The sequence below is a fragment of the Streptomyces sp. NPDC051310 genome (assembly GCF_044455245.1).
Taxonomy (GTDB): Bacteria; Actinomycetota; Actinomycetes; order Streptomycetales; family Streptomycetaceae; genus Streptomyces.
On sequence record NZ_JBITEO010000013.1, the window covers coordinates 182,397 to 208,886 of the forward strand.

Annotated in this window: 30 protein-coding genes; 15 read left to right on the forward strand and 15 right to left on the reverse strand. The window is 73.7% G+C overall.

Features of this window, described 5'->3' with window-relative positions:
• Positions 1-78 precede the first annotated feature (78 nt).
• On the reverse strand, positions 79-531 hold the full coding sequence (locus ACIA79_RS20825) for a DUF4442 domain-containing protein (RefSeq protein ID WP_031071442.1): 453 nt from the start codon (positions 529-531) through the stop codon (positions 79-81).
• 105 nt (positions 532-636) lie between these two features.
• Here ACIA79_RS20825 and ACIA79_RS20830 point away from each other — a divergent pair, with 105 nt between their 5' ends.
• Complete coding sequence (locus tag ACIA79_RS20830; RefSeq protein ID WP_399429811.1) at positions 637-1,701, forward strand: hypothetical protein; 1,065 nt, start codon at positions 637-639, stop codon at positions 1,699-1,701.
• A gap of 62 nt (positions 1,702-1,763) precedes the next feature.
• Positions 1,764-3,095, forward strand: a complete 1,332-nt coding sequence (locus ACIA79_RS20835) for an MFS transporter (protein WP_399429812.1) — start codon at positions 1,764-1,766, stop codon at positions 3,093-3,095.
• Here ACIA79_RS20835 and ACIA79_RS20840 read toward each other — a convergent pair.
• Both ACIA79_RS20840 and tuf read right to left on the reverse strand, forming a co-directional pair.
• Positions 3,057-3,902, reverse strand: coding sequence for a spermidine synthase (locus ACIA79_RS20840; protein ID WP_399429813.1), 846 nt, complete (start codon positions 3,900-3,902; stop codon positions 3,057-3,059). The two genes, ACIA79_RS20835 and ACIA79_RS20840, sit on opposite strands and share 39 nt — an antisense overlap.
• Positions 3,903-3,958: 56 nt before the next feature.
• Positions 3,959-5,128 carry an elongation factor Tu gene (gene tuf, locus ACIA79_RS20845; protein ID WP_399429814.1) on the reverse strand — a complete coding sequence of 390 codons (1,170 nt, stop codon included), beginning with the start codon at positions 5,126-5,128 and terminating at the stop codon, positions 3,959-3,961.
• 382 nt (positions 5,129-5,510) lie between these two features.
• Here tuf and ACIA79_RS20850 point away from each other — a divergent pair, with 382 nt between their 5' ends.
• From ACIA79_RS20850 to lnt, 6 genes are all read left to right on the forward strand, one after another.
• Entirely contained in the window at positions 5,511-6,224 is a 714-nt protein-coding gene (locus ACIA79_RS20850; protein ID WP_399429815.1) for a TVP38/TMEM64 family protein, read from the forward strand.
• A gap of 136 nt (positions 6,225-6,360) precedes the next feature.
• Positions 6,361-7,236, forward strand: coding sequence for an undecaprenyl-diphosphate phosphatase (locus ACIA79_RS20855; protein ID WP_399429816.1), 876 nt, complete (start codon positions 6,361-6,363; stop codon positions 7,234-7,236).
• A gap of 94 nt (positions 7,237-7,330) precedes the next feature.
• On the forward strand, positions 7,331-7,507 hold the full coding sequence (locus tag ACIA79_RS20860) for a hypothetical protein (protein WP_399429817.1): 177 nt from the start codon (positions 7,331-7,333) through the stop codon (positions 7,505-7,507).
• Between the two features lie 252 nt (positions 7,508-7,759).
• The gene (locus tag ACIA79_RS20865; RefSeq protein WP_399429818.1) at positions 7,760-7,975 is read left to right on the forward strand and encodes a hypothetical protein; all 216 of its coding nucleotides are present in this window, start codon (positions 7,760-7,762) and stop codon (positions 7,973-7,975) included.
• Positions 7,976-8,065: 90 nt separating this feature from the next.
• On the forward strand, positions 8,066-8,524 hold the full coding sequence (locus ACIA79_RS20870; protein ID WP_399429819.1) for a nuclear transport factor 2 family protein: 459 nt from the start codon (positions 8,066-8,068) through the stop codon (positions 8,522-8,524).
• Positions 8,525-8,568: 44 nt separating this feature from the next.
• Positions 8,569-10,191, forward strand: a complete 1,623-nt coding sequence (gene lnt, locus ACIA79_RS20875) for an apolipoprotein N-acyltransferase (RefSeq protein WP_399429820.1) — start codon at positions 8,569-8,571, stop codon at positions 10,189-10,191.
• Here lnt and ACIA79_RS20880 read toward each other — a convergent pair.
• Entirely contained in the window at positions 10,106-11,020 is a 915-nt protein-coding gene (locus ACIA79_RS20880; protein WP_399429821.1) for a Gfo/Idh/MocA family protein, read from the reverse strand. The genes lnt and ACIA79_RS20880 overlap by 86 nt on opposite strands.
• A gap of 11 nt (positions 11,021-11,031) precedes the next feature.
• On the reverse strand, positions 11,032-12,261 hold the full coding sequence (locus tag ACIA79_RS20885) for an FAD-dependent monooxygenase (protein ID WP_399429822.1): 1,230 nt from the start codon (positions 12,259-12,261) through the stop codon (positions 11,032-11,034).
• 87 nt (positions 12,262-12,348) lie between these two features.
• Between ACIA79_RS20885 and ACIA79_RS20890 the strand changes: the two genes are divergently transcribed.
• From ACIA79_RS20890 to ACIA79_RS20900, 3 genes are all read left to right on the forward strand, one after another.
• Positions 12,349-13,035 carry a TetR/AcrR family transcriptional regulator gene (locus ACIA79_RS20890; RefSeq protein WP_399429823.1) on the forward strand — a complete coding sequence of 229 codons (687 nt, stop codon included), beginning with the start codon at positions 12,349-12,351 and terminating at the stop codon, positions 13,033-13,035.
• 41 nt (positions 13,036-13,076) lie between these two features.
• On the forward strand, positions 13,077-13,607 hold the full coding sequence (locus tag ACIA79_RS20895) for a DinB family protein (RefSeq protein WP_399429824.1): 531 nt from the start codon (positions 13,077-13,079) through the stop codon (positions 13,605-13,607).
• A 92-nt stretch (positions 13,608-13,699) separates the two neighbouring features.
• The gene (locus ACIA79_RS20900; RefSeq protein ID WP_399429825.1) at positions 13,700-14,170 is read left to right on the forward strand and encodes a hypothetical protein; all 471 of its coding nucleotides are present in this window, start codon (positions 13,700-13,702) and stop codon (positions 14,168-14,170) included.
• Positions 14,171-14,189: 19 nt separating this feature from the next.
• Here ACIA79_RS20900 and ACIA79_RS20905 read toward each other — a convergent pair whose 3' ends face one another.
• The 7 genes from ACIA79_RS20905 to ACIA79_RS20935 all read right to left on the reverse strand — a co-directional run bounded on the left by ACIA79_RS20905 (position 14,190) and on the right by ACIA79_RS20935 (position 20,460).
• Positions 14,190-14,603: a hypothetical protein gene (locus tag ACIA79_RS20905; protein ID WP_399429849.1), complete on the reverse strand. Its 414-nt coding sequence runs from the start codon at positions 14,601-14,603 to the stop codon at positions 14,190-14,192.
• A 420-nt stretch (positions 14,604-15,023) separates the two neighbouring features.
• Positions 15,024-15,710: a uracil-DNA glycosylase gene (gene ung, locus ACIA79_RS20910; protein ID WP_399429826.1), complete on the reverse strand. Its 687-nt coding sequence runs from the start codon at positions 15,708-15,710 to the stop codon at positions 15,024-15,026.
• A 76-nt stretch (positions 15,711-15,786) separates the two neighbouring features.
• Entirely contained in the window at positions 15,787-17,364 is a 1,578-nt protein-coding gene (locus ACIA79_RS20915; protein WP_399429827.1) for an ABC transporter substrate-binding protein, read from the reverse strand.
• A 116-nt stretch (positions 17,365-17,480) separates the two neighbouring features.
• Positions 17,481-18,248, reverse strand: a complete 768-nt coding sequence (locus ACIA79_RS20920; protein WP_399429828.1) for an SDR family oxidoreductase — start codon at positions 18,246-18,248, stop codon at positions 17,481-17,483.
• 32 nt (positions 18,249-18,280) lie between these two features.
• Positions 18,281-19,042 (reverse strand): 3-oxoacyl-ACP reductase FabG, encoded by a 762-nt coding sequence (gene fabG / locus ACIA79_RS20925; protein ID WP_399429850.1) that lies wholly within the window; start codon positions 19,040-19,042, stop codon positions 18,281-18,283.
• Positions 19,043-19,222: 180 nt separating this feature from the next.
• On the reverse strand, positions 19,223-19,606 hold the full coding sequence (locus tag ACIA79_RS20930) for a DUF3037 domain-containing protein (RefSeq protein WP_399429829.1): 384 nt from the start codon (positions 19,604-19,606) through the stop codon (positions 19,223-19,225).
• Positions 19,603-20,460 carry a HipA family kinase gene (locus tag ACIA79_RS20935; RefSeq protein WP_399429830.1) on the reverse strand — a complete coding sequence of 286 codons (858 nt, stop codon included), beginning with the start codon at positions 20,458-20,460 and terminating at the stop codon, positions 19,603-19,605. Before ACIA79_RS20935 ends, ACIA79_RS20930 begins: the two co-directional genes overlap by 4 nt.
• A 169-nt stretch (positions 20,461-20,629) precedes the next feature.
• Between ACIA79_RS20935 and ACIA79_RS20940 the strand changes: the two genes are divergently transcribed.
• Positions 20,630-21,118 carry a Rieske (2Fe-2S) protein gene (locus tag ACIA79_RS20940; RefSeq protein ID WP_399429831.1) on the forward strand — a complete coding sequence of 163 codons (489 nt, stop codon included), beginning with the start codon at positions 20,630-20,632 and terminating at the stop codon, positions 21,116-21,118.
• On the opposite strand, the gene ACIA79_RS20945 is transcribed toward ACIA79_RS20940, so the two are convergent.
• Positions 21,105-21,764, reverse strand: a complete 660-nt coding sequence (locus ACIA79_RS20945; RefSeq protein ID WP_399429832.1) for a cysteine hydrolase family protein — start codon at positions 21,762-21,764, stop codon at positions 21,105-21,107. The genes ACIA79_RS20940 and ACIA79_RS20945 overlap by 14 nt on opposite strands.
• Before the next feature lie 83 nt (positions 21,765-21,847).
• Between ACIA79_RS20945 and ACIA79_RS20950 the strand changes: the two genes are divergently transcribed.
• The gene (locus ACIA79_RS20950; RefSeq protein ID WP_399429833.1) at positions 21,848-22,315 is read left to right on the forward strand and encodes a pyridoxamine 5'-phosphate oxidase family protein; all 468 of its coding nucleotides are present in this window, start codon (positions 21,848-21,850) and stop codon (positions 22,313-22,315) included.
• Positions 22,316-22,324: 9 nt separating this feature from the next.
• On the opposite strand, the gene ACIA79_RS20955 is transcribed toward ACIA79_RS20950, so the two are convergent.
• Positions 22,325-23,242 carry a LysR family transcriptional regulator gene (locus tag ACIA79_RS20955; RefSeq protein ID WP_399429834.1) on the reverse strand — a complete coding sequence of 306 codons (918 nt, stop codon included), beginning with the start codon at positions 23,240-23,242 and terminating at the stop codon, positions 22,325-22,327.
• A gap of 75 nt (positions 23,243-23,317) precedes the next feature.
• On the opposite strand from ACIA79_RS20955, the gene ACIA79_RS20960 reads away from it, so the two are divergent.
• Positions 23,318-24,358: a DMT family transporter gene (locus tag ACIA79_RS20960; protein ID WP_399429835.1), complete on the forward strand. Its 1,041-nt coding sequence runs from the start codon at positions 23,318-23,320 to the stop codon at positions 24,356-24,358.
• An 83-nt stretch (positions 24,359-24,441) separates the two neighbouring features.
• Here ACIA79_RS20960 and ACIA79_RS20965 read toward each other — a convergent pair whose 3' ends face one another.
• Entirely contained in the window at positions 24,442-25,776 is a 1,335-nt protein-coding gene (locus ACIA79_RS20965) for an aminotransferase class I/II-fold pyridoxal phosphate-dependent enzyme (protein ID WP_399429836.1), read from the reverse strand.
• A gap of 36 nt (positions 25,777-25,812) precedes the next feature.
• On the opposite strand from ACIA79_RS20965, the gene ACIA79_RS20970 reads away from it, so the two are divergent.
• Entirely contained in the window at positions 25,813-26,478 is a 666-nt protein-coding gene (locus ACIA79_RS20970) for a pyridoxamine 5'-phosphate oxidase family protein (RefSeq protein ID WP_399429837.1), read from the forward strand.
• Positions 26,479-26,490: the final 12 nt, after the last annotated feature.

Here is a 26,490-nt window from a genome sequence, read left to right on the forward strand (position 1 = left end):
GCCTGACGCGCGGTCAGACAGGGCCGCCCCCGCACCCGGAGAGGGATGCGGGGGCGGCGTGCCGCGTGCGCGCGGGAACTAGCCTTGGGGCCGCAGGGTCCAGATGATGGTCATCTCTCCGGTCACGGCGCCGTCCTCGCGCGTGATCGCGATGTGCACCGGGAACTCGGGGCGCTGTCCGGCGTCGAGCTCCGCGACGACCTCCTCCTTGGTGCGGCCCAGCGTCGCGGTGGCGGTGACCACGCCCATCGCGAGCTTCTTGTAGCCGATCTCGGCCTTGACGGCGAGCGGCACGGCCCGGCCCATCTGGTCACCGAAGGCCCCGATGACGATGGCGCCGCTGGCGGACTCGCCGAGCGTGAACATCGCCCCCGCGTGCGGGCCGCCGACGTGGTTGTGGAAGTCGCTCTGGTCGGGGAGCCGCAGCACGGCTCGCTCGGCGGTCGCTTCCACGACCTCCAGGTTCAGGGTCTTGGCCATGGGAACGGTGGCCAGCAGCATCTCGCCGATGTTCGGCAGGGTCTCGGACATGGGGCCGAAGTTACCAGGCAGTAGCAAGTACGGGAACCCGCGCGGGCGGGGCGGACCGGGGGCGGACGTGGCACCCCTCACGCCGCCCCTCTATGGTTACTCGCCATGTGGCCAGGACAGCAGCCGCCCGGGGGCGAGCAGAACCCGCAGGACCAGAACCCGTACCAGCAGCCGGGGTACCAGCAGCCCAACCCGTACCAGCAGCCTGGTTATCCGCAGCAGCCGCCTCAGCAGCCGCAGCCCGGCTACGCACAGCCCGGGTACCAGCAGCCCAACCCGTACCAGCAGCCGGCCGCGCCGCAGTACACGGCGCCGGGCATGCCGCCGGCCGCGCCGGTGCCGGCGGGCAGCCCCGACCGGAGGAGGACGACGGCCATCGCGATCGTCGCCGCCACCGCCGTCGTCGTGGCCGCGGGTGTCACCGGCTTCCTCGTGCTGAAGGACGACGGGGAGAAGACGAGCACGGCCGGCGGGGACGCCAAGCCCTCGCAGAGCGCCGCGCCGGCGCCGGCGAGCTCCTCGCCCCTCGACAACCCGCGCGACGGCTCCGACGCGCCCAAGCCGACCGTCGCGGGCTGGAAGGTCGTCGCCAACCCCAAGCACGGCACGCTGTTCGACGTCCCGGCCGAGTGGGAGGTCTCGGGTCCGGGCGTGGGCGCGGGCTTCGAGGACCAGAAGAAGGGCGACGGCTCGGCGTACATCATGATGTCGGCGCCCGCCTATCTCCGGTCCGCGTGGTGCGCGCAGGACACCGACAAGGACGGCCGGCAGGAGGAGAAGTCCCTGGCCTCCACCGGCAGCCGCGGCGGGCAGGGCGCCAAGGACACTGCCTCCAACGCCCGCGCCGAGGCCGGGGAGTGGGTGTACGCGGCCTACGCGCAGCACGTGCCGGACGCCAAGCTCAAGCAGCACATCAAGGTGAGCCCGGCGAAGCCGTACACCTCCGCCTCCGGCCTGACCGGCCACATCGCCACGGCCACGGCCACCGGCGCCCCCAAGCCGTACAAGTGCAGCACCGACGGCAAGTCCATCGCGTTCAGCTTCAAGAACAAGAAGGGCGACTTCGCCACCTGGGTCCTCTTCGGGGCCGACGGCGTCAAGGACGAGCTGCCGGACGCGACCATCCAGAAGATCCTCAGCACCGTGCGGCTGGACGAGTCCGTCTCCTAGGCAGTGTCCGCGCACGCGTAAACGGTTTTGCATCGGGGCGCGCCGGCAGGGATAGTCCCGGAGTGACAACTCCCGCCGCCGCGCCCCACCCCGCGTCCCCGCCACCCGGGCGCCACCGGCCCCGCCGCCCCGAGTGGGCGGGCCGCAACTACACGCTGCTGACCGCCGCGGCGGTCGTCACCAACCTGGGCACCCACGGCGCGCTCGTCGCCTCGGCGTTCGCGGTACTGGAGTCCGGGGGCGACGGCGGCGACGTGGGCCTGGTGACGGCGGCCCGCACCCTGCCGCTCGTGCTGTTCCTCCTCATCGGCGGCGCGGTGGCCGACCGGCTCCCCCGCCACCGGGTGATGGTGGCGGCCAACGCCCTCAACTGCGCCTCGCAGGGCGCCTTCGCGCTGCTCGTGCTCACCGGTGACGCCCGGCTGTGGCACATGATGCTGCTCTCCGCGCTCGGCGGCACCGGACAGGCCTTCTTCAGCCCGGCCGCCGAGGGCATGCTGATGTCCAGCGTCAGCGGCGAGCAGGCCGGCCGCGCCTTCGCGCTGTTCCGCATGGCCATGAACGGCGCGGGCATCGGCGGCGCCGCGCTCGGCGGGGCCATGGTCGCGGCGGTGGGCCCGGGCTGGGTGCTGGCGATCGACGCGGTGGCCTTCGCGGTGGCGGGCGCCCTGCGTGCCTTCCTCGACGTCGGCCACATCCCGCCCCGCGCGCCGGGAGGAGGTCTGTGGAAGGACCTCCGGGAGGGCTGGACCGAGGTCGCGAGCCGGCCCTGGCTGTGGGCGATCGTCGCGCAGTTCTCGGTCGTCGTGGCCGTGGTCGCGGCGGCGGAGTCGGTGTACGGGCCGCTGGTGGCCCGCGACGAGCTCGGCGGGGCGCGGCCCTGGGGTCTGGCGCTGGCCGCCTTCGGCGTCGGCACGCTCGGCGGCGCGGTGCTGATGATGCGCTGGAAGCCGCAGCGGCTGCTGCTGGCCGGCACGCTGTGCGTCTTCCCGCTGGCGCTGCCGTCGGCCGCGCTGGCCGTGCCGCTCCCGGCGGGCGGTCTGATGGTGGTGATGTTCGTCAGCGGGGTGACGCTCGAGGTCTTCGGGGTGTCGTGGATGACCGCTCTGCACCAGGAGATCCCGGAGGACCGGCTGTCGCGCGTCGCGGCGTACGACTGGTTCGGCTCGACGGCGATGGTGCCCCTGGCGACCGCGCTGGCCGGCCCGGCGGAGGGCGCCTTCGGCCGCCACGGGGCGCTGTGGGGATGCGCGACGCTGGTCGTGGTGGCGACGGCGCTGGTGCTGCTGGTGCCGGACGTGAGGAATCTGACGCGGCGTACGAAGGAGATCGCGGCGGGTCCCGCCGCACCGGCGTCAGCCGATGCCGAAGGCTCCGTCGGGCGGCTCGGGTGACGCGACCGCGTCCCCGTCCCGCACCACCGCCGCGTCGCCGGTGAACCGGGCGAGCGACGCACCGTGCTCCACCCGCGCGGGGAAGGCGTCCGCCGCCGTGCGGCGGGCCAGGAGCGCCGTGTCGATCTCCCGGTGGGAGGCGACGAGCACCGCGTTGCCGAACCGCCGGCCGCGCAGCACCGCCGGCTCGGCGATCAGCGCGAGCTCCTCGAATACCGCCGCGAAGGTCGCCAGCTGGGAGCGGAGGAAGGCGAACGGCGCCCCGTCCGCGAGATTGGCGAGATAGGTTCCGCCCGGGCGCAGGACCCGCTCCGCGGCGTGCGCGTACTCGACCGACGTCAGGTGGGCGGGCACCCGCGAGCCGCCGAAGACGTCCGCGATCAGCAGGTCGGCCGACCGCGGGGGCGCGGCCTCCAGCCGGGCCCGGGCGTCCCCGGCGTGGACGGTGATCCCGGACCCGGCGGGCAGCGGCAGGTGCTCCTCGACCAGCGCGATGAGGCCGCGGTCCGCCTCCACCACGTGCTGCCGGGCGCCGGGCCGGGTCACCGCGATCCAGCGCGGCAGGGTCAGCGCCCCGCCGCCCAGGTGCAGGACGTCCGGGGCCTCCCCCTCCGCCACCGCGCAGTCCACCGCGTGCGCGAGCCGGCGGGCGTACTCGAACTCCAGGTGTTCCGGGTCGTCGAGGTCGACGTACGACTGGGGCGCGCCGTCGATCGTCAGGAGCCAGGCCCGCTCACGGTCCACGTCGGGCATGAGCTTGGCGGTGCCCTGGTCGACCTCGCGGAGTACGGGGAGGGGCTCGTTCACCGTGCCATTGTGCCCGCCGCCGCGCGGGCGGCGGCGGGCACGGGCGGTACGGGCGGTCAGCCGACCTCGGTCACCGTTCCGGCGCCGACGGTACGGCCGCCCTCGCGGATCGCGAAGCCCAGCCCCGGCTCCAGCGGTACGTCACGTCCCAGCTCGACCGTCATCGTGACGGTGTCGCCGGGGCGTGCGACCGCCCGCTCGCCCAGGTCCACGTCGCCCACGACGTCCGCGGTGCGGATGTAGAACTGCGGCCGGTAGCCGGTCGACACAGGCGTGGTGCGGCCGCCCTCGCGCCCCGACAGGACGTACACCTGCGCCGTGAAGCGGCGGCTCGGGACGACGCTGCCGGGCGCCGCCACGACGTGGCCGCGGCGGACCGCGTCGCGCGGCACCCCGCGCAGCAGCAGCGCCACGTTGTCCCCCGCCTGGGCGGAGTCCATCGGCTTGCCGAAGGTCTCCAGGCCGGTGACGACCGTCGTCGTGTCCGCGCCGAGCACCTCGACGCGGTCGCCGATCCGGACCGTGCCGCGCTCGACGGCACCTGTGACCACGGTGCCCCGGCCGGTGATGGTGAGCACGTTCTCCACCGGCATCAGGAACGGCGCGTCGACGTACCGCACCGGCATGGGCACATAGGTGTCCACGGCGTCCAGCAGCGCCTCGACGGCCGCGGTCCAGCGCGGGTCGCCCTCCAGGGCGCGCAGCCCCGAGACCCGTACGACCGGGACCGAGTCGCCGCCGTAGCCGTGGGCGGTGAGCAGGTCGCGCACCTCCAGCTCGACGAGGTCGGTCAGCTCGTCGTCGCCCGCGTCGGCCTTGTTGAGGGCGACGACGATGTGGTCCACGCCGACCTGCCGGGCGAGCAGCACGTGCTCGGCGGTCTGCGGCATGATCCCGTCGAGCGCGGAGACGACGAGGATGGCCCCGTCGAGCTGGGCGGCGCCGGTGACCATGTTCTTGACGTAGTCGGCGTGCCCCGGCATGTCGACGTGCGCGTAGTGCCGGGTGTCGGTCTCGTACTCGACGTGCGCGATGTTGATGGTGATGCCGCGCTGCGCCTCCTCGGGCGCCCGGTCGATCCGGTCGAACGGCACGAAGGTGCCGGTGCCGCGCTCGCTGAGGACCTTGGTGATGGCGGCGGTCAGGGTGGTCTTGCCGTGGTCGACGTGGCCCATGGTGCCGATGTTGAGGTGCGGCTTGGTGCGCACGTATGCCGTCTTGGACATGGCTGTCTGCTGTTCCTTCCCGGAACGCGAGCGGTGGAAGCGGGACCCCTGCGCCGTACCGACCCTCCCCCTGCGGGGTCCGCCGGACGATCCGGGAAGGGTCAGCTTCGGGCGCCGCCGAAGGCGGCCGGGAAGGTGGACACGGCGGCCTTCGGCGCGTCCGCGACTGCGGACGGCGCTGCGGGGAAGGCGTACCGGGACATGCCGCTGATCATCGCTCAGCGGTGGCCGCGCGGTCGAACGGTTTTCCTCGAAGGGCGGCGGGTCGGTCCGGTGGTGCGGGCGCGACCGGGCGCGGGGCGGCGGGTGCGGGGGCGGCGGGTCCGCGCAGGTGGGAGCGGAGGTGCGGCGATCAGCCGTCTTCGTCGGTTAATCTCCCCGGATGCTCGACCCCGTCACACGACCCCAGGCCACGCTCGCCGTCCGCTGCTCCCGGGCGCTCATGTCACCGTGGTCCCGGTTGTCGCTGCTGCTGGTGATGCTCGCGTCCGCGGCGTCGGCCGTGCTGCTGTACGAGCCGCAGCGGCTGCTGTCGGCGGGCTGGCCGCCGCAGATCGGCGGCGGCGGCGCGGTGGTGCTGTTCGCGCTGGCGTACGGACTGTGCACCGCCGCCTTCGTGCCCCGGCCGATCCTGAACCTGGCGGCGGGCGCGCTCTTCGGGTCCCAGGCCGGGCTGGCCGCGGCGGTCGCCGGCACGGTGCTGGGGGCGGGCATCGCCTTCACGCTGGGCCGGCTGCTGGGGCAGGACGCGCTGCGTCCGCTGCTGCGCGGGCGCTGGCTGACGGCGGCGGACGGGCAGCTCAGCCGGCACGGGTTCCGCTCGATGCTGGCGGTCCGCCTCTTCCCGGGCGTGCCGTTCGCCGCGGCGAACTACTGCGCCGCGGTCTCGCGGATGGGCTACGCGCCGTTCCTGCTGGCCACCGGCATCGGCTCGGTCCCGAACACCGCGGCGTACGTGATCGCGGGCAGCGAGGCCGCGTCGCCGACGTCCCCCGCGTTCCTCCTCGCGACGGGGTTCATCGTCCTGACGGGGCTCGGGGCGGCGGTGGTCGCCTGGTGCAAACGCCACCGCCTGCGCGGCGCTACGGGCCGCTGAGCCCGTCGGCCGCGAACCGTTCATTCACCTTGGGACGGTACGCTGCGCACCGACCAGGCGCCGATCACCGGTCCACCGCGTTGATCGCTGCTGCCGCCACTGACCGCACGCGCACCTTCGGGACGGCCCTAGCCCCATGAATTGGTTCGAATCGTTCGTCCTCGGACTCGTCCAGGGGCTGACGGAGTTCCTCCCCATCTCCTCCAGCGCGCATCTGCGCCTGACCGCGGCCTTCGCGGGCTGGTCCGACCCGGGCGCGGCCTTCACCGCCATCACCCAGATCGGTACGGAGACGGCCGTGCTGATCTACTTCCGCCAGGACATCGCGCGCATCGTGTCGGCGTGGTTCCGCTCACTGACGGACAAGTCGATGCGCGGGGACCACGACGCCCGGATGGGCTGGCTCGTGATCGTCGGCTCGATCCCGATCGGTGTGCTGGGCGTCACCCTCAAGGACCACATCGAGGGCCCGTTCCGCGATCTGCGCCTGATCGCGACGACGCTCATCGTGATGGGCATCGTGCTCGGCATCGCCGACCGCCTGGCGGCCCGCGTCGAGGAGGGCGGCCGGCACCGCGCGGCACCCGAGCGCAAGACGCTGCAGGACCTGGGCGTGAAGGACGGGCTGATCTTCGGCCTGTGCCAGGCGATGGCCCTGATCCCCGGCGTCTCCCGGTCCGGTGCGACGATCAGCGGCGGCCTGCTGATGAGCTACACGCGGGAGGCCGCGGCCCGCTACTCGTTCCTGCTGGCCATCCCGGCGGTGCTGGCGTCAGGTCTGTTCGAACTGAAGGACGCGACCGAGGGCGGCCACGTGTCCTGGGGCCCCACGATCTTCGCGACGATCATCGCCTTCGGGGTCGGGTACGCGGTCATCGCGTGGTTCATGAAATTCATCACGACGAAGAGCTTCATGCCCTTCGTGATCTACCGGATCCTGCTCGGCCTCGTGCTGTTCGCCCTGGTGGCACTGGGTGTGCTGAGCCCGCACGCGGGTGAGTCCGCGGGCTGATCCCGCAGCCGCGCGCCTCCTCCGGGCGGTGCCGTGGCGGATGCCACGCCCTGTCCGGGGAGGTACGCCCGACTTCGCCCCTAACCTGGATGCCATGTTCAACACCCCAGTCGACTCTGACCAGCCCTCCGCGGACGCGCTGAACCGCGCGATCCGCGAACTGTGGGTGCGTTCCGGCGGCCGGCTGTCGGCGGACGAGCAGCGGATCTACCACCGGCTCGTGGTGGCCTGGGCCGCGGCGCAGCACGGCGACATCGCGAAGGCCGCATAGGCGCGGACCTGCGCGTGGGGCCGCCGGCAGGGGGGTGACCGGCGGCCCGTGGCCCGGGTTCCTCCGGCCCGAACACGCGAGTGCAGCGTCCCGCGCGAGCCGGACGCCCGCGAGGGCGCGTGACGCATATATGCATGCATTTCCTTCACACCCCGTGTGAAGGGACCCGCGGCTCCCTCCCCGCTGGAGCTGTGCGAAGGGACCCGCCACAGGGCGGGTGCGATCAACGGCCGCCGGGCGCACCCTGATCCCATGGCCCGGCAGGCACCCGTCGTCGTCCACCGCCCCTCCCCCGGCGGAGGCCGGCGCGTCACCGTCCGCGGGCAGATCGTCGGGCTGGCCCACAACGACGCGGATCTCCTGGAGTTCCTCCGGCGCGCCGGTCTGGACGAGTCCGACATCTCGCTGGACGACCCGCACCTCGTCGAGTGGCGCGGCGGCCGCGCCCACCAGTGGGAAGCCGCCTGAGCGGCCCGGTGACCGTACCGGCCGCGACCCGCGGCCGATGAACGGTGCCGTGCTCTTGGCGTGCCGCCGCGGCTGCTCGACACTGGCCGGATGACGCAGCGCGTGGACCTCGCGACCGTGATGGACCGGCTGGCCATCGACGAGCTCATCACCGGTTGGGCGGTGGCCGTGGACGACGCGGACTGGGCCGCGTACCGGGAGCTGTTCACCCCGGACGGGCAGGCCGACTACCGGGCGGCGGGCGGCATCGCCGGCCCCGCGGGCGAGGTCGCCGACTGGCTGGCGGAGACGATGGTGCTGTTCCCCGTGCGCCAGCACCTCGTGGTCAACCGGCGGGTGCGCATCGAGGAGGTGGACGGCTTCCCGGGCGACAGCGCCGAGGCGCTCGCCGACTACGTCAACCCGATGCGGCTGGAGTCGGGCGACGACGTCGTCACGGGCGGGCGGTACGCCTTCGGGCTGCGGCGCACCGACGGCGGCTGGCGGCTGCGTTCGGTGGTCGTCACGGAGAAGTGGCGACGCGCCACGGGTGTACTGTCGGCGGACTGATCGCTCGCGCACACTGGAGGCGTCACCCCCTGAGGAGGCGCGGTATGCGGATGCGCGGCGTGCGGACGGCGGTCGCCCGGTGGGACGTGGGGCGGTTGCTCGGGTCGCGCTGGTGGCGGGGCGCGGCGGCGGTCGCCGCGGGGGCCCTGCCGGCGCTGGCGTTTCCGGCACCCTCCTGGTGGTGGTTCGCGTACGTGGCGCTGGTGCCATGGCTGCTGCTGATCCGGACGGCGCGCACCGGTGGCCGTGCCGCCCTGGACGGCTGGCTGGGCGGTCTGGGTTTCATGCTGGCGCTGCACCACTGGCTGATGCCGAGCCTCCACGTCTTCCTCCTGGTGCTGGCGGCGCTGCTCGGGCTGCTGTGGGCGCCGTGGGGCCGGCTGGTGCGGCGGATGCTGGCGCGGACGCCGTCCCGGGGCCGGGCGGCCGCCGCCGTGGTGGTCGTACCGTCCGGCTGGCTGATGGTGGAACTGGTGCGGTCCTGGGAGGGACTGGGCGGGCCGTGGGGGCTGCTGGGGGCGAGCCAGTGGCAGGTGGACGCCGCCCTGCGGGTCGCGTCGCTGGGCGGGGTGTGGCTGGTCAGCCTGCTCGTGGTGGCGGTCAACACGGCCGTGGCCGTGCTGGTGTCGGTGCCGTCCGCGCGGCCGGCGGCGGTCGCCGGCGTCGCGGTGTGCGCGCTGACCGCCGGTTCGGCGTGGCTGTGGGTGCCGTCACCGCGGCCGTCCGGGGAGGTCCGGGTCGCCGTCGTCCAGCCCGGGGTCATCAACGGCGTCGGCGGCGCCGAGCGGCGGGTGGCCCGCGGCGAGGAGCTCACCCGGGAGCTGGCCGGCCGGGACGTGGACCTGGTGGTGTGGGGCGAGAGCAGTGTGGGCGCGGACCTGGCGGCGCGGCCGGACCTGGCCCGCCGGCTCGCCGCGGTCTCCCGCGAGGTGGGCGCCGAGGTGCTGGTCAATGTGGACGCGCGCCGCTCGGACCGCCCCGGCATCTACAAGAGCAGTGTCCTGATCGGCCCGGAAGGGCCCACCGGCGACCGCTACGACAAGATGCGGCTGGTGCCGTTCGGCGAGTACATCCCGCTGCGTTCGCTGCTGGGCTGGGCCACCTCGGTCGGCAAGGCGGCGGCCGAGGACCGCCGCCGCGGTACGCAGCCCGTGGTGATGGCCGTCGGCGACGAGGGGCTCCGGCTGGGTCCGCTGGTCTGCTTCGAGTCGGCGTTCCCCGACATGAGCCGCCGGCTGGCCCGCGACGGCGCGCAGCTGCTGGTGGCCCAGTCGGCGACGTCGACGTTCCAGGACAGCTGGGCGCCCGCGCAGCACGCGTCGCTCGCGGCGCTGCGGGCGGCCGAGACGGGGCGGCCGGTGGTCCACGCGACGCTCACCGGCGTGAGCGCGGTGTACGGCGCCGACGGCGCCCCCGTCGGCTCCCCGCTGGGTACCGAGCGCAGTGCGTCGGCCGTCTACGACATCCCCCTGTCGGACGCCACGACGCCCTACGCGCGGTTCGGCGACTGGGCGGTGTACGCCGCGCTCGCCGTGCTGGCGGCGGTGGCGGCCACCGGGGCCGTGCGGTCCCGGAGGCCGCTCAGCCGGCCCGGCCGGCCTGGTCGAGGGCGTCCCGTACCACCCGCTCGCACAGCTCGTGAGTCGTCAGCGCGTCCCGGGCGCTGAGCGCCTTCCCCGCGGCCACGGCGTCCAGGAACGCGAGGACGACCTGCTCGATGCCGCGCTGCCGGGCGACGGGCACCCAGTCCCCGCGGCGGCGCACGGTGGGCTGGCCCTTGTGGTCGACGACCTCGGCGAGGTTGAGGACCTGCCGCTTGGTGTCCTGGCCGGAGACTTCGAGGATCTCCTCGGTGGAGCCGTTCATCCGGTTCATCATGCCGATCGCGGTGAACCCGTCGCCCGACATCTGGAGCACGACGTGGTGCATCAGCCCGTCGCGGATCCGCACGCGCACGTCGATGTGGTCGGCCTCGCCGGGCAGCAGGAAGCGCAGGGTGTCGACGACGTGGATGAAGTCGTCGAGGACGAGGGTGCGCGGGTCCTCCGGGAGCCCGACCCGGTTCTTCTGCATGAGGACCAGGTCGCGCGGGTGGTCCAGGCACTGCGCGTAGGCGGGGGCGTAGCGGCGGTTGAACCCGACGGCGAGGCCGGTGCCCCGGGCTTCGGCGAGCTCCACCAGGCGGCGTGAGTCCTCGATCCGGTACGCGAGGGGCTTGTCGACGTACGTGGGGACGCCGGCCTCCAGGAGCCGGGTGACGATCTCGGGGTGCACGTCGGTGGGCGCGTGCACGAACGCGGCGTCGATCCCGGCGGCCAGGAGGGAGTCGAGATCGGCGTGGCGGCGCTCCGCCGGGACGTGGTACGTCTCCGCGACCCGGGCGAGGGTGGCCGGGGTGCGGGTCTGCAGGTGCAGCTCCGCCCCGGGCCGGGTGGCGAGCACGGGCAGGTAGGCCTTCCGCGCGATGTCGCCGAGCCCGATGCAGCCGATCTTCACGGGGGGTCTCCCTATCGAAGTGCCTGACGGTCGTCGTGATCGTATGTCCGCGCGCCGGTTCCGTGGTGCGGCGGGTGCCAGTCGGCGATGCCGTCGAAGGCGCGCAGCGCCAGTCCGGGACCGGCGAGGCCGGCCAGTGCCACGAGGGCGTTGCGCACCAGGACGAACGGGCGGCCGTTGCGGGTGTGGAGCGCGGTGACCCGGGCGGCCTTGCGGACGATGCCGGTGGTGCGGGGCAGGCGGTCCGCGGAGTAGGCCGCGAGACCCGCGCCGAGGTCGGCAGGGGGCGCGAGGTGGTGGGCGAGCACGATCCCGTCCTCGATGGCCTGGTTGCCGCCCTGGCCGAGGGTGGGGGCCATCGCGTGGGCGGCGTCGCCGAGCAGGGCGGTGCGGCCGCGGTGGAAGGCGGGCAGGGGGGTGTCGAGGTGGTGGATGTCGTGCCGCAGGACGCCGTCCTCGCCGGCGGCGGCGAGGATCGCGGGGATCGGGTCGTGCCAGTCGCCGCAGCGGCGCAGCAGTTCGGCCTTCTCCCCGTCGGGGGACTGCGCACCGGCGGGGGCGACGGCCGCGGCGTACGCGTAGACCCTGCCGTCCTTGAGCGGCAGGGTCCCCCACAGGATGCCGCGGCCCCACGTCTCGTGGGGGTGGAAGGGCTCCGGCGGCGCGGGGACCACCAGGCGCCAGCTCGTGAGGCCGGTGTACCGGGGGCCCGGGTGGGCGGGGAACAGGGCGGTGCGGACGGCCGAGTGGATGCCGTCGGCGCCGATGACGAGGTCGGCGTCGAACTCCCCGTCGGGTGTGGTGACCCGGGCGGACCGGCCGCCGGGCACCCCGGGGTCCGCCAGTTCCGCGGGGGTTCCGGTGTGCAGGGCGCCGTCGGGCAGCCGGGAGGCGAGCAGCTCGACGAGGGTGGCCCGGTGGAGCGCGACGAGGGGACCGCCGTACCTCCCTGCGGCGACCCGTGAGTTGGTACGGGAGAGCCAGCGCCCCGCGGGGGTGCGCAGCCCGCCGTCGCCCTGCCAGGCCGCCAGGGCGCGGACCTCGTCGCCGAGTCCGATGACGTCCAGGGCGCGCAGGCCGTTGGGGGCGAGGCCGAGGCCGGCGCCGACGGGCCGCAGCGAGGCGGCACGCTCCAGGACGGTGGTGCGCCAGCCCCGCCGGTGCAGGGCCACGGCGGCCGTGAGGCCGCCGATGCCGCTGCCGATGACGACGGCGTGGGGCGTGGCCGGTCGATTGTCCATGACTCCTCCAGGGGCCCGGTACTACACATGTAGTTGACGACGCCGCCACCGTACTACAGCTGTAGTGCGCACGGTAGGTTGTCCCTCATGACCCCACGCGCCGAGCTCATCGCCGACACCGCTCTCGCTCTGCTCGCCGAGCGGGGCATGCGGGGGCTGACCCACCGTGCGGTGGACGAGCGCGCGGGGCTCCCCCAGGGCTCCACGTCCAACCACGCGCGGACCCGGCAGGCCCTGCTGGAGGCGGCGGTCCGGCGGCTGGCGGACCGCGAGGCGCAGGTGCTGGGGGCGGACGCGCTGCCGTTCGCGGAGCCCGCGGGATCCCGCGCCGGCGGGGAGAGCAGCCCGGGTCGGGAGAGCGGCTCCGGCACGGGGAGCGGCTCCGGCACGGAGGGCGGCTCCGCGGGGGGTGCTCCCGGCCCCGGAGGCGGACTCGATGCCGTCCTCGACGCCCTGTCGCTGGCTCTGCACCGCTACCTGACCCACCACCGCGACCTGCTCGTGGCCCGCTACGAGCTGGCCCTGGAGGCCACCCGGCGCCCCGAGCTGCGCAGCTTCTACGACGCCACGGGCCGCCGGTTCCGCGAGCCGCTGACCGCACTGATGCGGGCGGCCGGTTCCGCCGAGCCGGACCGCCACACCCTGTCGCTGGTGGCGTGGGCCGAGGGGCTGATGTTCTCCTGCGCCGTGGGCTCCTTCCACGCCACCGCGCCGGACCGGGCGGAACTGCGCGCCGGGCTGGAGGAGTTGCTCCGCGGCATGCTGGGCCGATAACCCCTGGCGCCACCGGTCCCGGCCGGGCGAGGATGCCCGTCATGACGACCACGGAACAGCCCGCCCAGGACCGCCGCCCGGAGCCCTCCACACGCGCCGGGGAGCGCGACATGCTGGAGGGCTGGCTCGACTACCACCGGGCCACCCTGGCCTGGAAGTGCCAGGGCCTCGACGACGAGCAGCTGCGCCGGGCCTCGGTCCCGCCGTCCGAGCTGACGCTGCTGGGCCTCGTACGGCACATGGCGGACGTGGAGCGCCACTGGTTCCGCCGGATCCTCACCGGGGAGGACGCGCCGCCGCTGCACTGGACCGACGAGGACCCCGACGGGGACTTCCACGTCACGGAGGACGACACCTGGGACCAGGCGTACGCCACCTGGCAGGAGGAGATCGCCCAGGCCCGGAAGCGGGCCGACGGCCGCTCGCTCGACGAGGTGTCCGCCGGCCGGAGCCGCAGCGGGGAGGTGTTCAGCCTCCGCTGGATCTACACCCACATGATCGAGGAGTACGCCCGCCACAACGGCCACGCCGACCTGCTGCGCGAGCGGGTGGACGGCGAGACCGGCGAGTGAGGGTCCGCTCCTCCGTCGCCCCCGTCACCCGTGTGGATCAATAACCGCGGGTAGCGGTCCTCAAGCGGGGCTCCACCCACCACAGTTGCCGGGTGCAGCGAACCAGAATCCCAGCGAAGGTCCTGACGGCCGTGGCGATGGCGGCGGCCGCTTCCGGCTGCGTCTCGGTGCAGCCGCCCCCCGGCACCGGGCGGGTCGCCCCGGAGGCGAGCCGCCCCGTGCCGGACGTCGCGCCGCAGATCGTGGAGGGTCCGGCGCGCGAGGCCCTCGAAGCGGCCCTGCCGCCGGCGACGGCCGCCCCGCCGCGGCCTCCGGCGGCGAAGCCGGGCCGTACGGAACCGGGGACCGGCGGGGGCGCACCCCGCGACGACGACCGCCCGCCGCGGCCGCCCCGGGAACCGGCCCCCGACCGGCCGCGCGAGCGGCTTCCGCAGGTCCGTCCCCCGGCGCCGCCGTCGGTACCGGTCACCGTGCCGGACGTGTGCGCCCTGGGCGAGGACTACGGCGGCTGGCGGCCGGGCAGCCCGGAGTCCCGGATCTGCCGCGGTACCTACCGCCGCTGACGCGCCGCGGCCGGCGGGCTCACACGTTTCCCAGGCGCCGCTCCAGGCGCTCGATGGCCGCGTGGACTCCCTTGCCGTACCGGTCGTCGCCCAGGGCGCCCGCGGCGGCGCGGGCCCGGTCGAGATGCGTCCGGGCGGCGTCCGTGCGGCGCAGCGCCAGGTAGTCGGCGGCGACGTCGAGGTGGAGGGAAGGACGGAGCGCGCGGAGGGCCACCGCCGTGTCGCGCCGGACGGGCGGCCGGCCGCCGGCCCCCTCCGCCGCGCTCAGTGCCCGCAGGTCCCAGGCGAGCTCGTCGTCGGGATCGTCCTGGGCGTCGGCCATGTAGCGGGCGAGCGTGCACCGGTGGAGCGGGTCGCCGTCCACGCCGAGCTGGTCCCACAGCGCCCGGAAGCGGTTGCGGGCCTCTTCGCGGTCGCCGCCGTGGAGCAGCATGGCCGCCTGCCCGATCCTGGTCGGGACGGCGTCGTCCGTCCTCTGCTGGTGGTCCTGCACGCGGCCTCCACTGGTCGGTCGTGTACCGACGCTATCCGCAGCGCCCGCGGTCCGCGCCCGGACGGCCTGACCGGCCCGACCGTCCCCGGGCACCCACGAGCCCGGCTGGGCAGGCCGGCGGGGCGGGGCGAGCCGGGTTGAGCGGCCGGCGCCCCGGCGAGGGCACGGGGCCGGTCCGGAGGCTGGCCGACGCCGCCGGGCAGACGCTGGCCGACGCCGACGACCGGGCCCGCAACCCGTCAGGGGCGGTACGGGGTGAGCAGCCGGCAGGGGCTGCGCCCCAGCCGGGCAGAACGGTCCGGAGGCGACCCCGGGACCGGCCCGGGGGCCGGTCGAGGTGAGCCGGCCGGGGCGGGCCGGTCAGGCGCCCAGGTTCGGGATGCGCCAGTCGATCGGCTCGTGGCCCTGCGCCTTGACCGCCTCGTCGATCTGCGTGAACGGGCGGGAGCCGAAGAACTTCTTCGCGGAGAGCGGGGAGGGGTGCGCCCCCTTGACCACCGCGTGCCGCGTCTCGTCGATCAGCGGCAGCTTCTTCTGCGCGTAGTTGCCCCAGAGGACGAAGACCGCCGGGTCGGGCCGCGAGGCCACCGCGGTGATCACCGCGTCCGTGAACTTCTCCCAGCCCTTGCCCTTGTGGGAGTTGGCCTCGCCGCCCCGCACGGTCAGGACGGCGTTCAGCAGCAGGACGCCCTGCCGGGCCCACGGCATCAGGTAGCCGTTGTCCGGCACGGGGTGCCCGAGCTCCTCCTGCATCTCCTTGTAGATGTTCCGCAGGGACGGCGGCGTCTTGACGCCCGGCCGTACCGAGAAGCACAGTCCGTGCCCCTGGCCCTCCCCGTGGTACGGGTCCTGGCCGAGGATGAGCACCTTGACCTGGTCGTACGGAGTTGCCTCCAGAGCCGCGAACACCTGCTCGCGCGGCGGGTAGACCGGCCCCTTGGCCCGCTCCTCCTCGACGAACTCGGTGAGCAGCTTGAAGTACGGCTTCTGCAGCTCGTCGCCGAGGACGCCGCGCCAGGACTCGGGCAGCAGGTAGGTGTCGGTCACGTCAACAACCTCCGAAGATCGATCGTTTGTGTGCCCGAACCTACCTGCGCCCACTGACAACGGGCCCAGGAGGCTCCTACCAGGCGGTCTGCCGGTGCAGCTCCCACATCTGCATGACGGTCTGCGGGTCGAGGGCCCGCTCGCCGCCCGCGATCTCCTCCTTGGCGGCGACGTACAGCTTGCCCTGCCACAGCGGCAGCAGGCGCACGTCGTTGCCGAGGATCTCCTGGGCCTTCTCGAACTCCTTGCTGACCGCACCGCGGTCGCTCTCGCGGCGCGACAGCGGCAGCAGCTGCTCGGTGATCTCGGGCCGCTCGTACGGCGTCGAGAGGACGTTCTCCTTGCCGACGAACGGCGCGATGAAGTTGTCCGGGTCCGGGAAGTCGGGGAACCAGCCTCGGCCGAACACCGGGTACTCGCCCTTCTGGTAGCCGGCCTGGAACTCCTTCCAGGGCTTGCCCTGCAGGGTCACCTCGAAGAGGCCCGAGGCGTCGAGCTGCCGCTTGAGCTCGGCGAACTCGGGAGCCGTGGCGGAGCCGTAACGGTCGGTGGTGTACCAGAAGGTCAGCTTCACGGGCGTCTCGACGCCCGCATCGCGCAGGAGCTTCTTCGCCTTGTCGACGTCCGGCTCGCCGTACCGGTCGAAGAACTCGGTGGTGTGTCCGGCGATGCCCTTCGGCACCATCGAGTACAGCGGCTCGGCGGTGCCCTGGTAGACCTTGGCGACCAGGGCCTCACGGTCGACGACCTGGGCGATCGCCTTGCGCACCGCCACCTTGCCGGCCGCGGGGTCCTTGGGGTTGAAGACCAGGTAACGGATGTCGGCGCCGGTGGACTCCACCAGCTGCAGTCCCTCGTTGGCCGGCTTCTTCTCCCGCAGGTCGACGACCTCCTCCGCGGTCAGACCGCGGTACGTGGCGTCGATCTCCTTCTTCTTCAGCGCCGCGACCATCGTCTCCGAGGTCTCGAAGTAACGGATGGTGACGCCGTTGTTCTTGCGGTCCGCGAAGCCCTTGTAGTGGGGGTTCTTCGACAGCTCGGCCTTGACGCCCTCTTCGTACGCATCGAGGACGTACGGCCCGGATCCGGTGATCTTGCCGTCCTCGCGCAGCTCGTCCTCGGGGTACTTCTCCGGGGAGACGATCGACATCGCCGGGGTGGCGAGGATGTACGGGAAGGTCGCGTCGGGTTCCTTCAGGTGGAACACGATGGTCGCCTCACCGTTGACGGCGATCCGGTCGAGCGAGCCGAGCAGTCCGTTCGGGCCGCCCTTCGCGTTGATCTTCCGGATGCGGTCGATCGAATGCTTGACGGCCTGGGCGTCGAGCTTGCCGCCGTCGGAGAAGGTCAGCCCGTCCTTCAGCTCGCACTGGAAGACCTTGCTCGAGGCATCGGTGAACTTGCAGTCCGCGGCGTCCGGCTGAGGAGTCGTACTTCCGGTCGGAAAACTCAGCAGAGTCTGGAAGACATTCCGGTACAACTCCCATGAACCGTCCCAAGCGGCCGCAGGATCGAGCGTACTGGGAGCACTCGTCGTACCGACAATGATCTTGCCTTCCCCATCGGCGTCATCTTCGGAAAGGAGGCCGCAGCCCGCCAGCAGGGATATGGACGCAAGGGCTGCAGCGGCCTGCAGACTGGTCCGGTTGAACACGTGCACGCTCCTCATTCAGCCATGGGTCGGCCGACCATACCGCAGCGCCCCGCCAGGTCAATGCACAGGTCCGGCGGGGCGCTTGGGCAGCATCAGTCCATCAGAGACAATACGCCTCAGCCGACTCCGGCATTCAGGAAAATTCCCCCATCGACGACCAGGGTCTGACCGGTGATCCAGTCCGACTGCTCGGAGGTGAGGAATGCGGCGGCTCCACCGATATCCTTCGGAACTCCCAGCCGGCCGAGCGGATAGGCAGCCGCGGCCTCCGCCTCCCTGCCCTCGTAAAGGGCCTCGGCGAATTTCGTCTTCACGACCGCCGGGGCGATCGCATTGACCCGGACGACCGGGGCGAATTCATGGGCGAGCTGCAGGGTCAGATTGACCATGGCCGCCTTGCTCATGCCGTACGCGCCGATGAAGGGCGAGGCCGAGATGCCGGCGACGGAGGCGATGTTCACGATCGCACCGCCGTGGTCCTTCTGCCACGCCTTCCACGTCTGCTGGGCGAAGCCGAGCGCGGAGATCACGTTGGTCTCGTACACCTTGCGGGCGACGCCCAGGTCGAGCTCGGCGATCGGGCCGAAGACGGGGTTCGTCCCCGCGTTGTTGACCAGGTAGTCGACGCGGCCGAAGGCCTCCATCGTGCGTTCCACCGCGAGCGCCTGGTGGGCCTCGTCGTGGGCCTTGCCGGCCACCGCGATCACCCGGTCGGCGCCGAGCCGCTCGACGGCCTCCTTGAGGGCCTCCTCGCCGCGCCCGGTGATGCACACCCGGTCACCGCGGGCGACCAGCGCCTCCGCCACGCCGTATCCGATGCCGCGGCTGGCGCCCGTGACCAGGGCGACCTTCCCGGACGGCTCGGGGAGCTCCTGTGCGGTCATGTCCGTGGTCCTCTCTCGCGTCGTTCGGGGCTTCAGTTGAGCGGGCCGCCGGCCACGTACAGGACCTGGCCGGAGACGAAGCCGGCGTCGTCGCCCGTGAAGAAGGCGATCGCGTGCGCGACGTCCTCCGGCTTGCCGACGCGGGCCACCGGGATCTGGGTGGCGGCGGCGGCCTGGAAGTCCTCGAAGCCCATGCCCACGCGCGCGGCGGTCTGCGCGGTCATCTCGGTGACGATGAAGCCGGGCGCCACGGCGTTGGCGGTGATGCCGAACTTGCCGAGCTCCTTGGCGAGGGTCTTGGTGAAGCCCTGCAGGCCGGCCTTGACGGCGGCGTAGTTGGCCTGGCCGCGGTTGCCCAGCGCCGAGGACGAGGAGAGGCTGACGATACGGCCGAAGCCGGCGTCGACCATGTGCTTCTGGCACGCCTTGGCCATCAGGAACGCACCCTTGAGGTGCACGTCGACGACCGTGTCCCAGTCGGACTCGGTCATCTTGAAGAGCAGGTTGTCGCGGAGCACGCCCGCGTTGTTGACGAGGATCGTCGGCGCGCCCAGTTCGGCGGCGACGCGGGCGACGGCCGCCTCCACCTGGGCGCTGTCGGAGACGTCGCAGCCGACGGCGATGGCCCTGCCGCCCGCCGCGGTGATCTTCTCGACGGTGTCCTTGCAGGCCGCCTCGTCGAGGTCGAGTACGGCGACGGCGCGGCCCTCGGCCGCCAGCCGGACGGCGGTGGCGGCGCCAATGCCCCGCGCCGCCCCGGTGACGACGGCGACACGCTGCTCGGTGGTGGACATCTGGTTCTCCTCGCCCTTGGATCCCTGGTGGATGCGGCTCAGCCGGCCCTCCCCCGGCACGTCCATGCCGGTGAGCGACCGCTTAGTACCTTCAGCAGACGAGACGCTAGAAGCCCTGGCACCCGGTGTCAACGGCCCACCGGGTGCGCCCGGTCACGCGGCGCGGCGCGGTGGCCGGGTTCAGCGCACGAGCACTTCCAGGAGCCGCTCGGCCTCCGCCTCCGGATCGGCGGTGAGACCGGTGTGCACGGGCCCGGGCTGGACCACCGTCGACCGGGGCGCGATCAGCCACCGGAAGCGCCGTCCGGCGTCCTCGCTCGCCGCCTGGCCCGCCTGCTCGCCGCCCGCGCACACGCCCTCCACGGCGCGCAGGGCGGCCCGTACGCCCGCCACGTCGGCCCCGGGGTCCAGGGCCCTCAGCTTGGCCTCGTCGAGGTGCGTACGGGCGCACACGAAGGACTTGGCGCGGCAGTAGACCACCACGCCCGCGTTGAAGCACTCGCCGCGCTCGACGCGGGGTACGACGCGCAGCAGCGCGTACTCGAAGACGTCCCGGTCGCTCACTTCTGCTCCGTGCCCTTCGTGCTGTTCTGCGGGGTGTGCGGCCAGGGCTTGCGGGGCTCGGTGAGCCAGCCGGGGGCCTGGGAGGGGACCGCCCCGGTCCGCTCGCCGAGCGCGATCCGCTCGTGGATGGTCGCGGCGCGGGTCAGCAGTGCGGCCACGTAGGCGCGGCGCACGGCGTCCGCGGTGTCGAACCCCGGCTCGTCGACGAGCCACTCGTCGGGCACGTCGGCCGCGACGTCGGTGAGCAGTTCCTCCGTGACGAGCGGGGCCAGCTCCGCGGCCGCGGCGGCGATGTCGGGGCCGAACCCGGCCAGGACGTGGTCGGAGGCGTCGTACGGCTTGGCGGCGGAAGCCTGGGCGCCCGGCCAGTTGTGGTGCCAGATCATGGTGGCGCCGTGGTCGATGAGCCACGGCTCACCGTGCCAGACGAGCATGTTGGGGTTGCGCCAGGAGCGGTCGACGTTGTTGATCAGCGCGTCGAACCAGACGATCCGGCCGGCCTCCCCGGGGTCCACCTCGTAGGCGAGGGGGTCGAAGCCGATGGAGCCCGGCAGGTAGTCCATGCCGAGGTTCAGCCCGCCGCTCGCCTTCAGCAGCTCCTGCACCTCCTGGTCGGGCTCGCCGAGACCGATCACCGGGTCGAGCTGGATGGTGACCAGCTCGGGCACGCGCAGCCCGAGCCGGCGGCCCAGCCGCCCGCAGACGACCTCGGCGACCAGGGTCTTGCGGCCCTGCCCGGCGCCCGTGAACTTCATGACGTACGTACCGAGATCGTCGGCCTCGACGATCCCCGGGAGCGAGCCGCCCTCGCGCAAGGGCGTGACGTAGCGGGTCGCTGTGACTTCGGAGAGCATCCCCCCAGGTTACGTGCCGGTCACGCGCCGTCGGCCGCCGACCGGCGGCGCGGGGCCGGGCCCGGTCGGGCGCGGGCCCGCGCCGCGAAGTCGCCGGACCGGTGAACGGCCGCGCCCGCCGTCCCGTACCCCCTGGTGACGTTGTGACCATCGTGGAAGGGAAGCCGGAATGACCGGATCGCAGGGGAGCAGGGCGGTGGCGCGCCGTACCGTCGTCGCGGCGGCCGGTGGGGCGGGCCTGGCCGCCGCACTCACCGCGTGCGGCGGCTCCGACGGCACGGCCGACGGTGCCGCGGCACCGGCGGGCGGCAGCGGGGGCACCACCGGCGGGAGTACGGGGGGCGGCACGGGTGGCAGCACCGGCGGGGGCGCCGGCGGCCAGGTGATCGCGAAGACGGCCGACATCCCGGAGGGCGGGGGCAAGGTCTTCGGGCAGGTCGTGGTGACGCAGCCCCGGGCGGGCGAGTTCAAGGCGTTCTCCGCGAAGTGCACGCACGCCGGGTGCGCGGTCAAGGAGGTCGCGAACGGGGTCATCAACTGCCCGTGCCACGGCTCGAAGTTCGACGCGACGGACGGCAGCGTGAAGGCGGGACCGGCCACCACGCCACTGGCGGCGGCATCGATCACCGTCGAGGGCGACTCGATCAAGCTGGCGTGACCGGCCGGGGGCGTCGAGGCCCCTGCCAGCAGGTCAGCACCTCGTCGGTGGTGGCGACCGTGGCGACGAGGGCGAGGGTGTGGCGGATCATCGCGGGGGTGTACACGGAGGGGATCCCCGCGATGGCGTCCGCCACCACCACCGCCGTGTAACCGAGGTTGACGGCGTCGAAGACGGCGTTGGGGACGGCCACGTTGGCCGATACGCCGGTGACGACCAGGGTCCGGCAGCCGAGGTTGCGCAGCAGGGCGTCGACCTCGGTGCCGGCGAGCGGCGAGAGCCCGTGGAGCCGCCGTACGACGAGGTCCTCGTCCGCCACCACGATCGGTTCGGCGACGCGGACGGCCGCGCTGCCGCTGTACTGCCGCACCGGCAGCCGCTCCGCGGCCCGGAAGAGCCGGGCGTTGCGGCTGGCGCCCCGCCCGTCGGGGCGGCGCTCCGCCACCGCGTGCACGACCTGCACGGCCGACGCGTGGGCGGCGTCGACCAGGCGGGCGACGTTGCGCAGCGCGCCGGACGACCGGGCTTCCGCGGCCAGTTCCGGCAGGGCGCTGCCCGGGCCGACGACACCCTGCTGGCACTCGACCGTGAGCAGCACGGCGGCGGCGGGGTCGAGCTGCTCGCGGAGATCCTCGATGGGCGGCATGGCGGGCGAGGGTAACCACCATTGCGCACGGAAGGAAGAGAGCCCATGCTGTCCCGACACACCATCGGAGAGCGGGGGCGGGGATGGCGGCCACTCAGCGCCGGGGCCGGCGGATCATGATGACGGAGGGCGAACTCGACGCCTACCTCGCCGCGCGGCGCACCTGCCGGGTGGCGACCGTCTCACCGGACGGCCGGCCGCACGCCGGGGCGCTGTGGTTCGCCTGGGACGGCAGGTCCTTGTGGCTGTACTCGCTCACCCGCAGCCGGCGCTGGGCCGATCTGCGCCGCGATCCGCGGATCGCCGTGGTGATCGACGACGGCGAGGAGTACGGCGAGCTGCGGGGCGTGGAGCTGTCCGGCACCGCGGACTTCGTCGGCGAGGCCCCCCGCACGGGTGAGCCGTGCCCGGAACTGGCGTCTGTGGAGCGGCAGTTCGCCCGGAAGTACTTCGGCCTGGAGTCGATGCCGCACGACGGCCGTCACGCGTGGCTGCGGCTGACGCCGGACGCCGTCGCGTCCTGGGACTTCCGGAAACTGGGCGGCCTGTAGCCGGCGCTATCAGTACGCCTGGACGCCCTCCACCGCGCGCCCGGCCTCCCGGAGCGCCTCCACCGCCGCGCGGATCGACGGCCGCCGCTCGGCGTCCGTGCGCCACACCGCGTAGATGTGCCGCAGCATCGGCTGCCGTACGGGGACGAGGACGACGCCGTCCGGTACGGGGCCCCGCCCGAGGCGGGGTGTGACGCACACCCCGAGACCGGCCTGGATCAGCGCGAGCTGGGTGTGGTGCTCCCCCGCCAGGTGGGCGATGCGCGGCTCGATGCCCCGGGAGCGCAGCGTGAACACCAGCCAGTCGTAACAGAACTCGCCCGCCGGCCAGGAGACCCAGTCGTCGGCGGCGAAGTCCTCCAGGCCCACTTCGGCCCGGCCCGCCAGCGGGTGGTCGGCCGGCATCGCGACGTCGGCGGCGTCGTCCAGCACTGGCTCACGGGCCAGCCCGCCGGGCACGGGCAGCCGCTTGTTGTTCCAGTCGAGCACCACCGCGAGGTCCATGTCGCCCCGCAGCACCTGCTGGATGCCCCGCTCCGGCTCCAGCTCGCTGATGCGGACGCACAGGTCCGGGTGGTCGCGGCGCAGCCCCGCCACCGCCCGCGGGAACAATCCGCGCGCGGCCGTCGGGAACCCGGCCAGCCGCACCTCGCCGACCACCTGGCCCCGCTGCGCCTCGATGTCGGCCTGTGCCAGCTCCACCTGGGAGAGGATGCGCGCCGCGTGGTCGGCCAGCAGCCGCCCGGCATCGGTGAGCCGCACCCCCCGTCCGTTCTTGGCGACCAGTTGCTGCCCGACCTCGCGCTCCAGCTTGGCCAGTTGCTGAGAAACCGCCGACGTCGTCACGTGCAGCCCGTCGGCGGCGCCGGTCACCGAGCCGTGCCGGGCCACGGCGTCGAGGGTCCGCAGTCGCTCCAGATTCAACATGTAAGCAATGCTAAGCGAAGAGATCGAGGAAATCTCGCTTGTCCTAAGAGGTTCCGAGGCGTCATGGTGTTCGCCATGAGCATGAGCACCGCGACCTCCTCACCGTCCCCGAGCGACGCCTCCCCGAGCTCCCCGGCACCCGGGGCCCATGCGGCCCTCCGGTCCCCAGGGCCCGCGCCCGCCTCCGCGCAGGACGCACGCCCCGGCGCGGCCGCCTCCCCCCGCCGCGGCGCGGACTGGCGCATCCGCTTCGCCGTGCTCTCGCTGATCTGGGGCTTCAGCTTCCTCCTCATCAAGGTGGGCACGCAGGCGTACGCCCCCTTCCAGGTCACCCTGGGGCGGCTGCTCTTCGGTACGGCGGTCCTCGCGGTGGCGATGGCGGTCAAGCGCGCACGGCTGCCGCGCGGCGCCCGGACCTGGGCCCATCTGACGGTGGCCGGTTTCCTCCTCAACGCGCTGCCGTTCTCCCTCTTCGCCTACGCCGAGCTGACGATCCCGTCCACCCTCGCCGGGATCTGCAACGCCACCTCGCCCCTGTGGGGCATGGTCCTGTCGCTGGTCGCCCTCTCGGAGGACCGCCCCACCCGCCGCCGTGTCGCCGGACTGGGCATCGGCTTCCTGGGCGTGCTGACCGTGCTCGGCGCGTGGCAGGGCTTCTCCGGGCTGGACGTCACCGGTACCGCCATGGCGCTGCTGGCCTCGCTCAGCTACCCCATCGGCTGGATCTACGTCCGCCGCACGCTCGCGGGGAGCAGTGCGTCGCACCTCTCCCTCACCGGTGCGCAGCTGTTCGTCGCGACCCTCCAGCTGGCGGTGATCACCCCGCTGTTCACCACGTGGCCGACGTCGTTCCCGGTCGTCCCGCTGCTCGCGGTGGTCGCGCTCGGGGCCGTGGGCACCGGCCTGGCCGTGCTGATCCAGTACGGCATCGTCGCCGAGGTCGGCCCGACCACCGGCCAGATGGTCACCTACTTCATCCCCGTCATCGCCACGGCGGCCGGCGTGACGCTCCTGGACGAGCAGCTCACGTGGAACACCCCGGTGGGCGCGCTGATCGTGCTCGCCGGCGCGGCCCTCACCCAGGGCCGCGCCAGGTCCGCCGGGGCAGGGCGCTAGGCCCTGTCGTCACATTCCCGTCGTCGCCCGCCAGGCAGACGGGACTTCGCGGACACGACCAGCGGCAGCGCCCGCCGGGCCCCTCACGCGAGGCTGCGTGCCGCCCTGGGCCCGGCCGCTGCGGCCACCGCGTCCGCGAGCGGCCCGATGTCGGCCGCCGCCAGCCCCGAGACGGTGATCCGCATCCCGGGCCCCGTCGCCATGCGGAAGAGCGCGCCCGGCGCCACCGCCCACCCGGCGTGCAGCATGCGGGCCACGGCCCCCGTCTCGTCGGCCAGCGGGATCCAGACGTTCATGCCACTGCGCCCGTGCGCCTGGACACCGCGCTCCGCGAGGGCGCGTACGAGCGCGTGCCGGCGCTCGGCGTACGCGGCCGCGACCGCCCGCGTGTCCACGGCGCCCGTCTCCCACAGGTGCACGACCGCGCGCTGCAGCAGCACGCTGACCCAGCCGGGCCCGAGCCGCTGCCGCCCCGCCAGCCGGTCGAGGGTGACGGCGTCGCCGGTGAGCACGGCGAGCCGCAGGTCGGGGCCGTACGCCTTGGACACGGACCGTACGAACGCCCAGCGGTCCGTCACGCCGGCCAGCGGGTGCAGGGGCAGGTCGACGAAGCCGTGCCCGTGGTCGTCCTCGATGAGCAGCACGTCCGCGCGCCGCCCGGCCAGCACCCGCCGCAACTCGGCGGCGCGCGCCGGACCCACCGCGGCGCCCGTGGGGTTCTGCGCCCGGCAGGTGACGACGAGCGCCCGAGCACCGCCGTCCAGCGCCCCCGCGACCGCTTCGGGCCGCGGCCCGTCGTCGTCCACGGCGACGGGCACGGGCCGCATCCCCAAGGCCGGCACGAGGTCGAGGAGCGCACCCCACCCGGGATCCTCGACGGCGACCGCGTCCCCCGGCTTCAGGTGCGCGGTCAGGACCCGCTCGATGGCGTCCAGCGACCCGGAGGTGACGGCGACCGGCCCGTCCGGCACGCCGTCGGCGTCCAGGGCGGCGCGGGCGAGCCGCGCCAGGTCCGCGTCCACGGGCTCCCGGCCGTAGAGCACCGGGTCCCGGGCGCCGTGCCGGCCCGCCGCGGCGAGCGCTTCGCCGAGCGGCGGCAGCAGCGCCGGGTCGGGGTTGCCCTCCCCCACGTCCCGTACGCCCTCCACCGCCTCGATCCGGAGGCTTCCGCGCGCCGTGGTGGCGGGGCGCGGCCGCACCCGGCTGCCCCGGCGCCCGGCCGTCTCGATCACGCCGCGTTCGCGCAGGGTCCGGTACGCGGCGGCCACCGTGTTGGGGTTGACCCCCAGCCGAGCCGCCAACTCCCGCATCGGCGGCAGGAGTTGCCCCGGCTCCAGCTCGCCGGAGCCGACCCCGCGCTCGACGCTCGCGGCGATCTCCGCTGCACCTCGGCCTTCGATCCGATACTCTCCTAGCACAAACAGCATTATGCACTAGTGCAATGGAGGAACGCAATGCCCGAGACCACGGCCGCCTACGAACCGACCGACCGCACCGTCCCGACCCGCTCCCGCGAGCGGGCTTCCTACGACCGCGCGCTGGTGCACTCGATACTCGACGAGGCGTACGTATGCCACCTCGGCTTCGTCCGCGACGGCGCTCCCGTGGTCCTGCCGACGCTGTACGGCCGGGTCGGCGAGCGGCTGTACGTGCACGGCTCGACCGGCTCACGCCCGCTGCGCATGGCCGGCCACGCCGATCCGGGACTGCCGGTCTGCCTGACCGTCACGCACGTGGACGGCCTGGTGCTGGCCCGGTCCGCGTTCCACCACTCCCTCAACTACCGCTCCGTCGTGGTGCACGGCACGGCCCACCAGGTCACGGACCCCGAGGAGAAGCGCACGGCGCTCGACGCCCTGGTCGACCACGTCGTGCCCGGCCGCTCGCGCGACTCGCGCCCGGCCGACGCCAAGGAGCTCGCCGCGACCGCGGTCCTGCGCCTGGACCTCGACGAGGTCTCCGCGAAGGTCCGCACGGGCGGCCCGAACGACGAGCCCGAGGACCTCACGCTCCCGTACTGGACCGGTGTCGTCCCGGTCGGCACCGTCCACGGCACCCCCGTCCCGGCCGACGACCTCGACCCGTCCGTCACCCTGCCGGACTACCTCTCCGCCCTCTGACGCCGGCCCGGC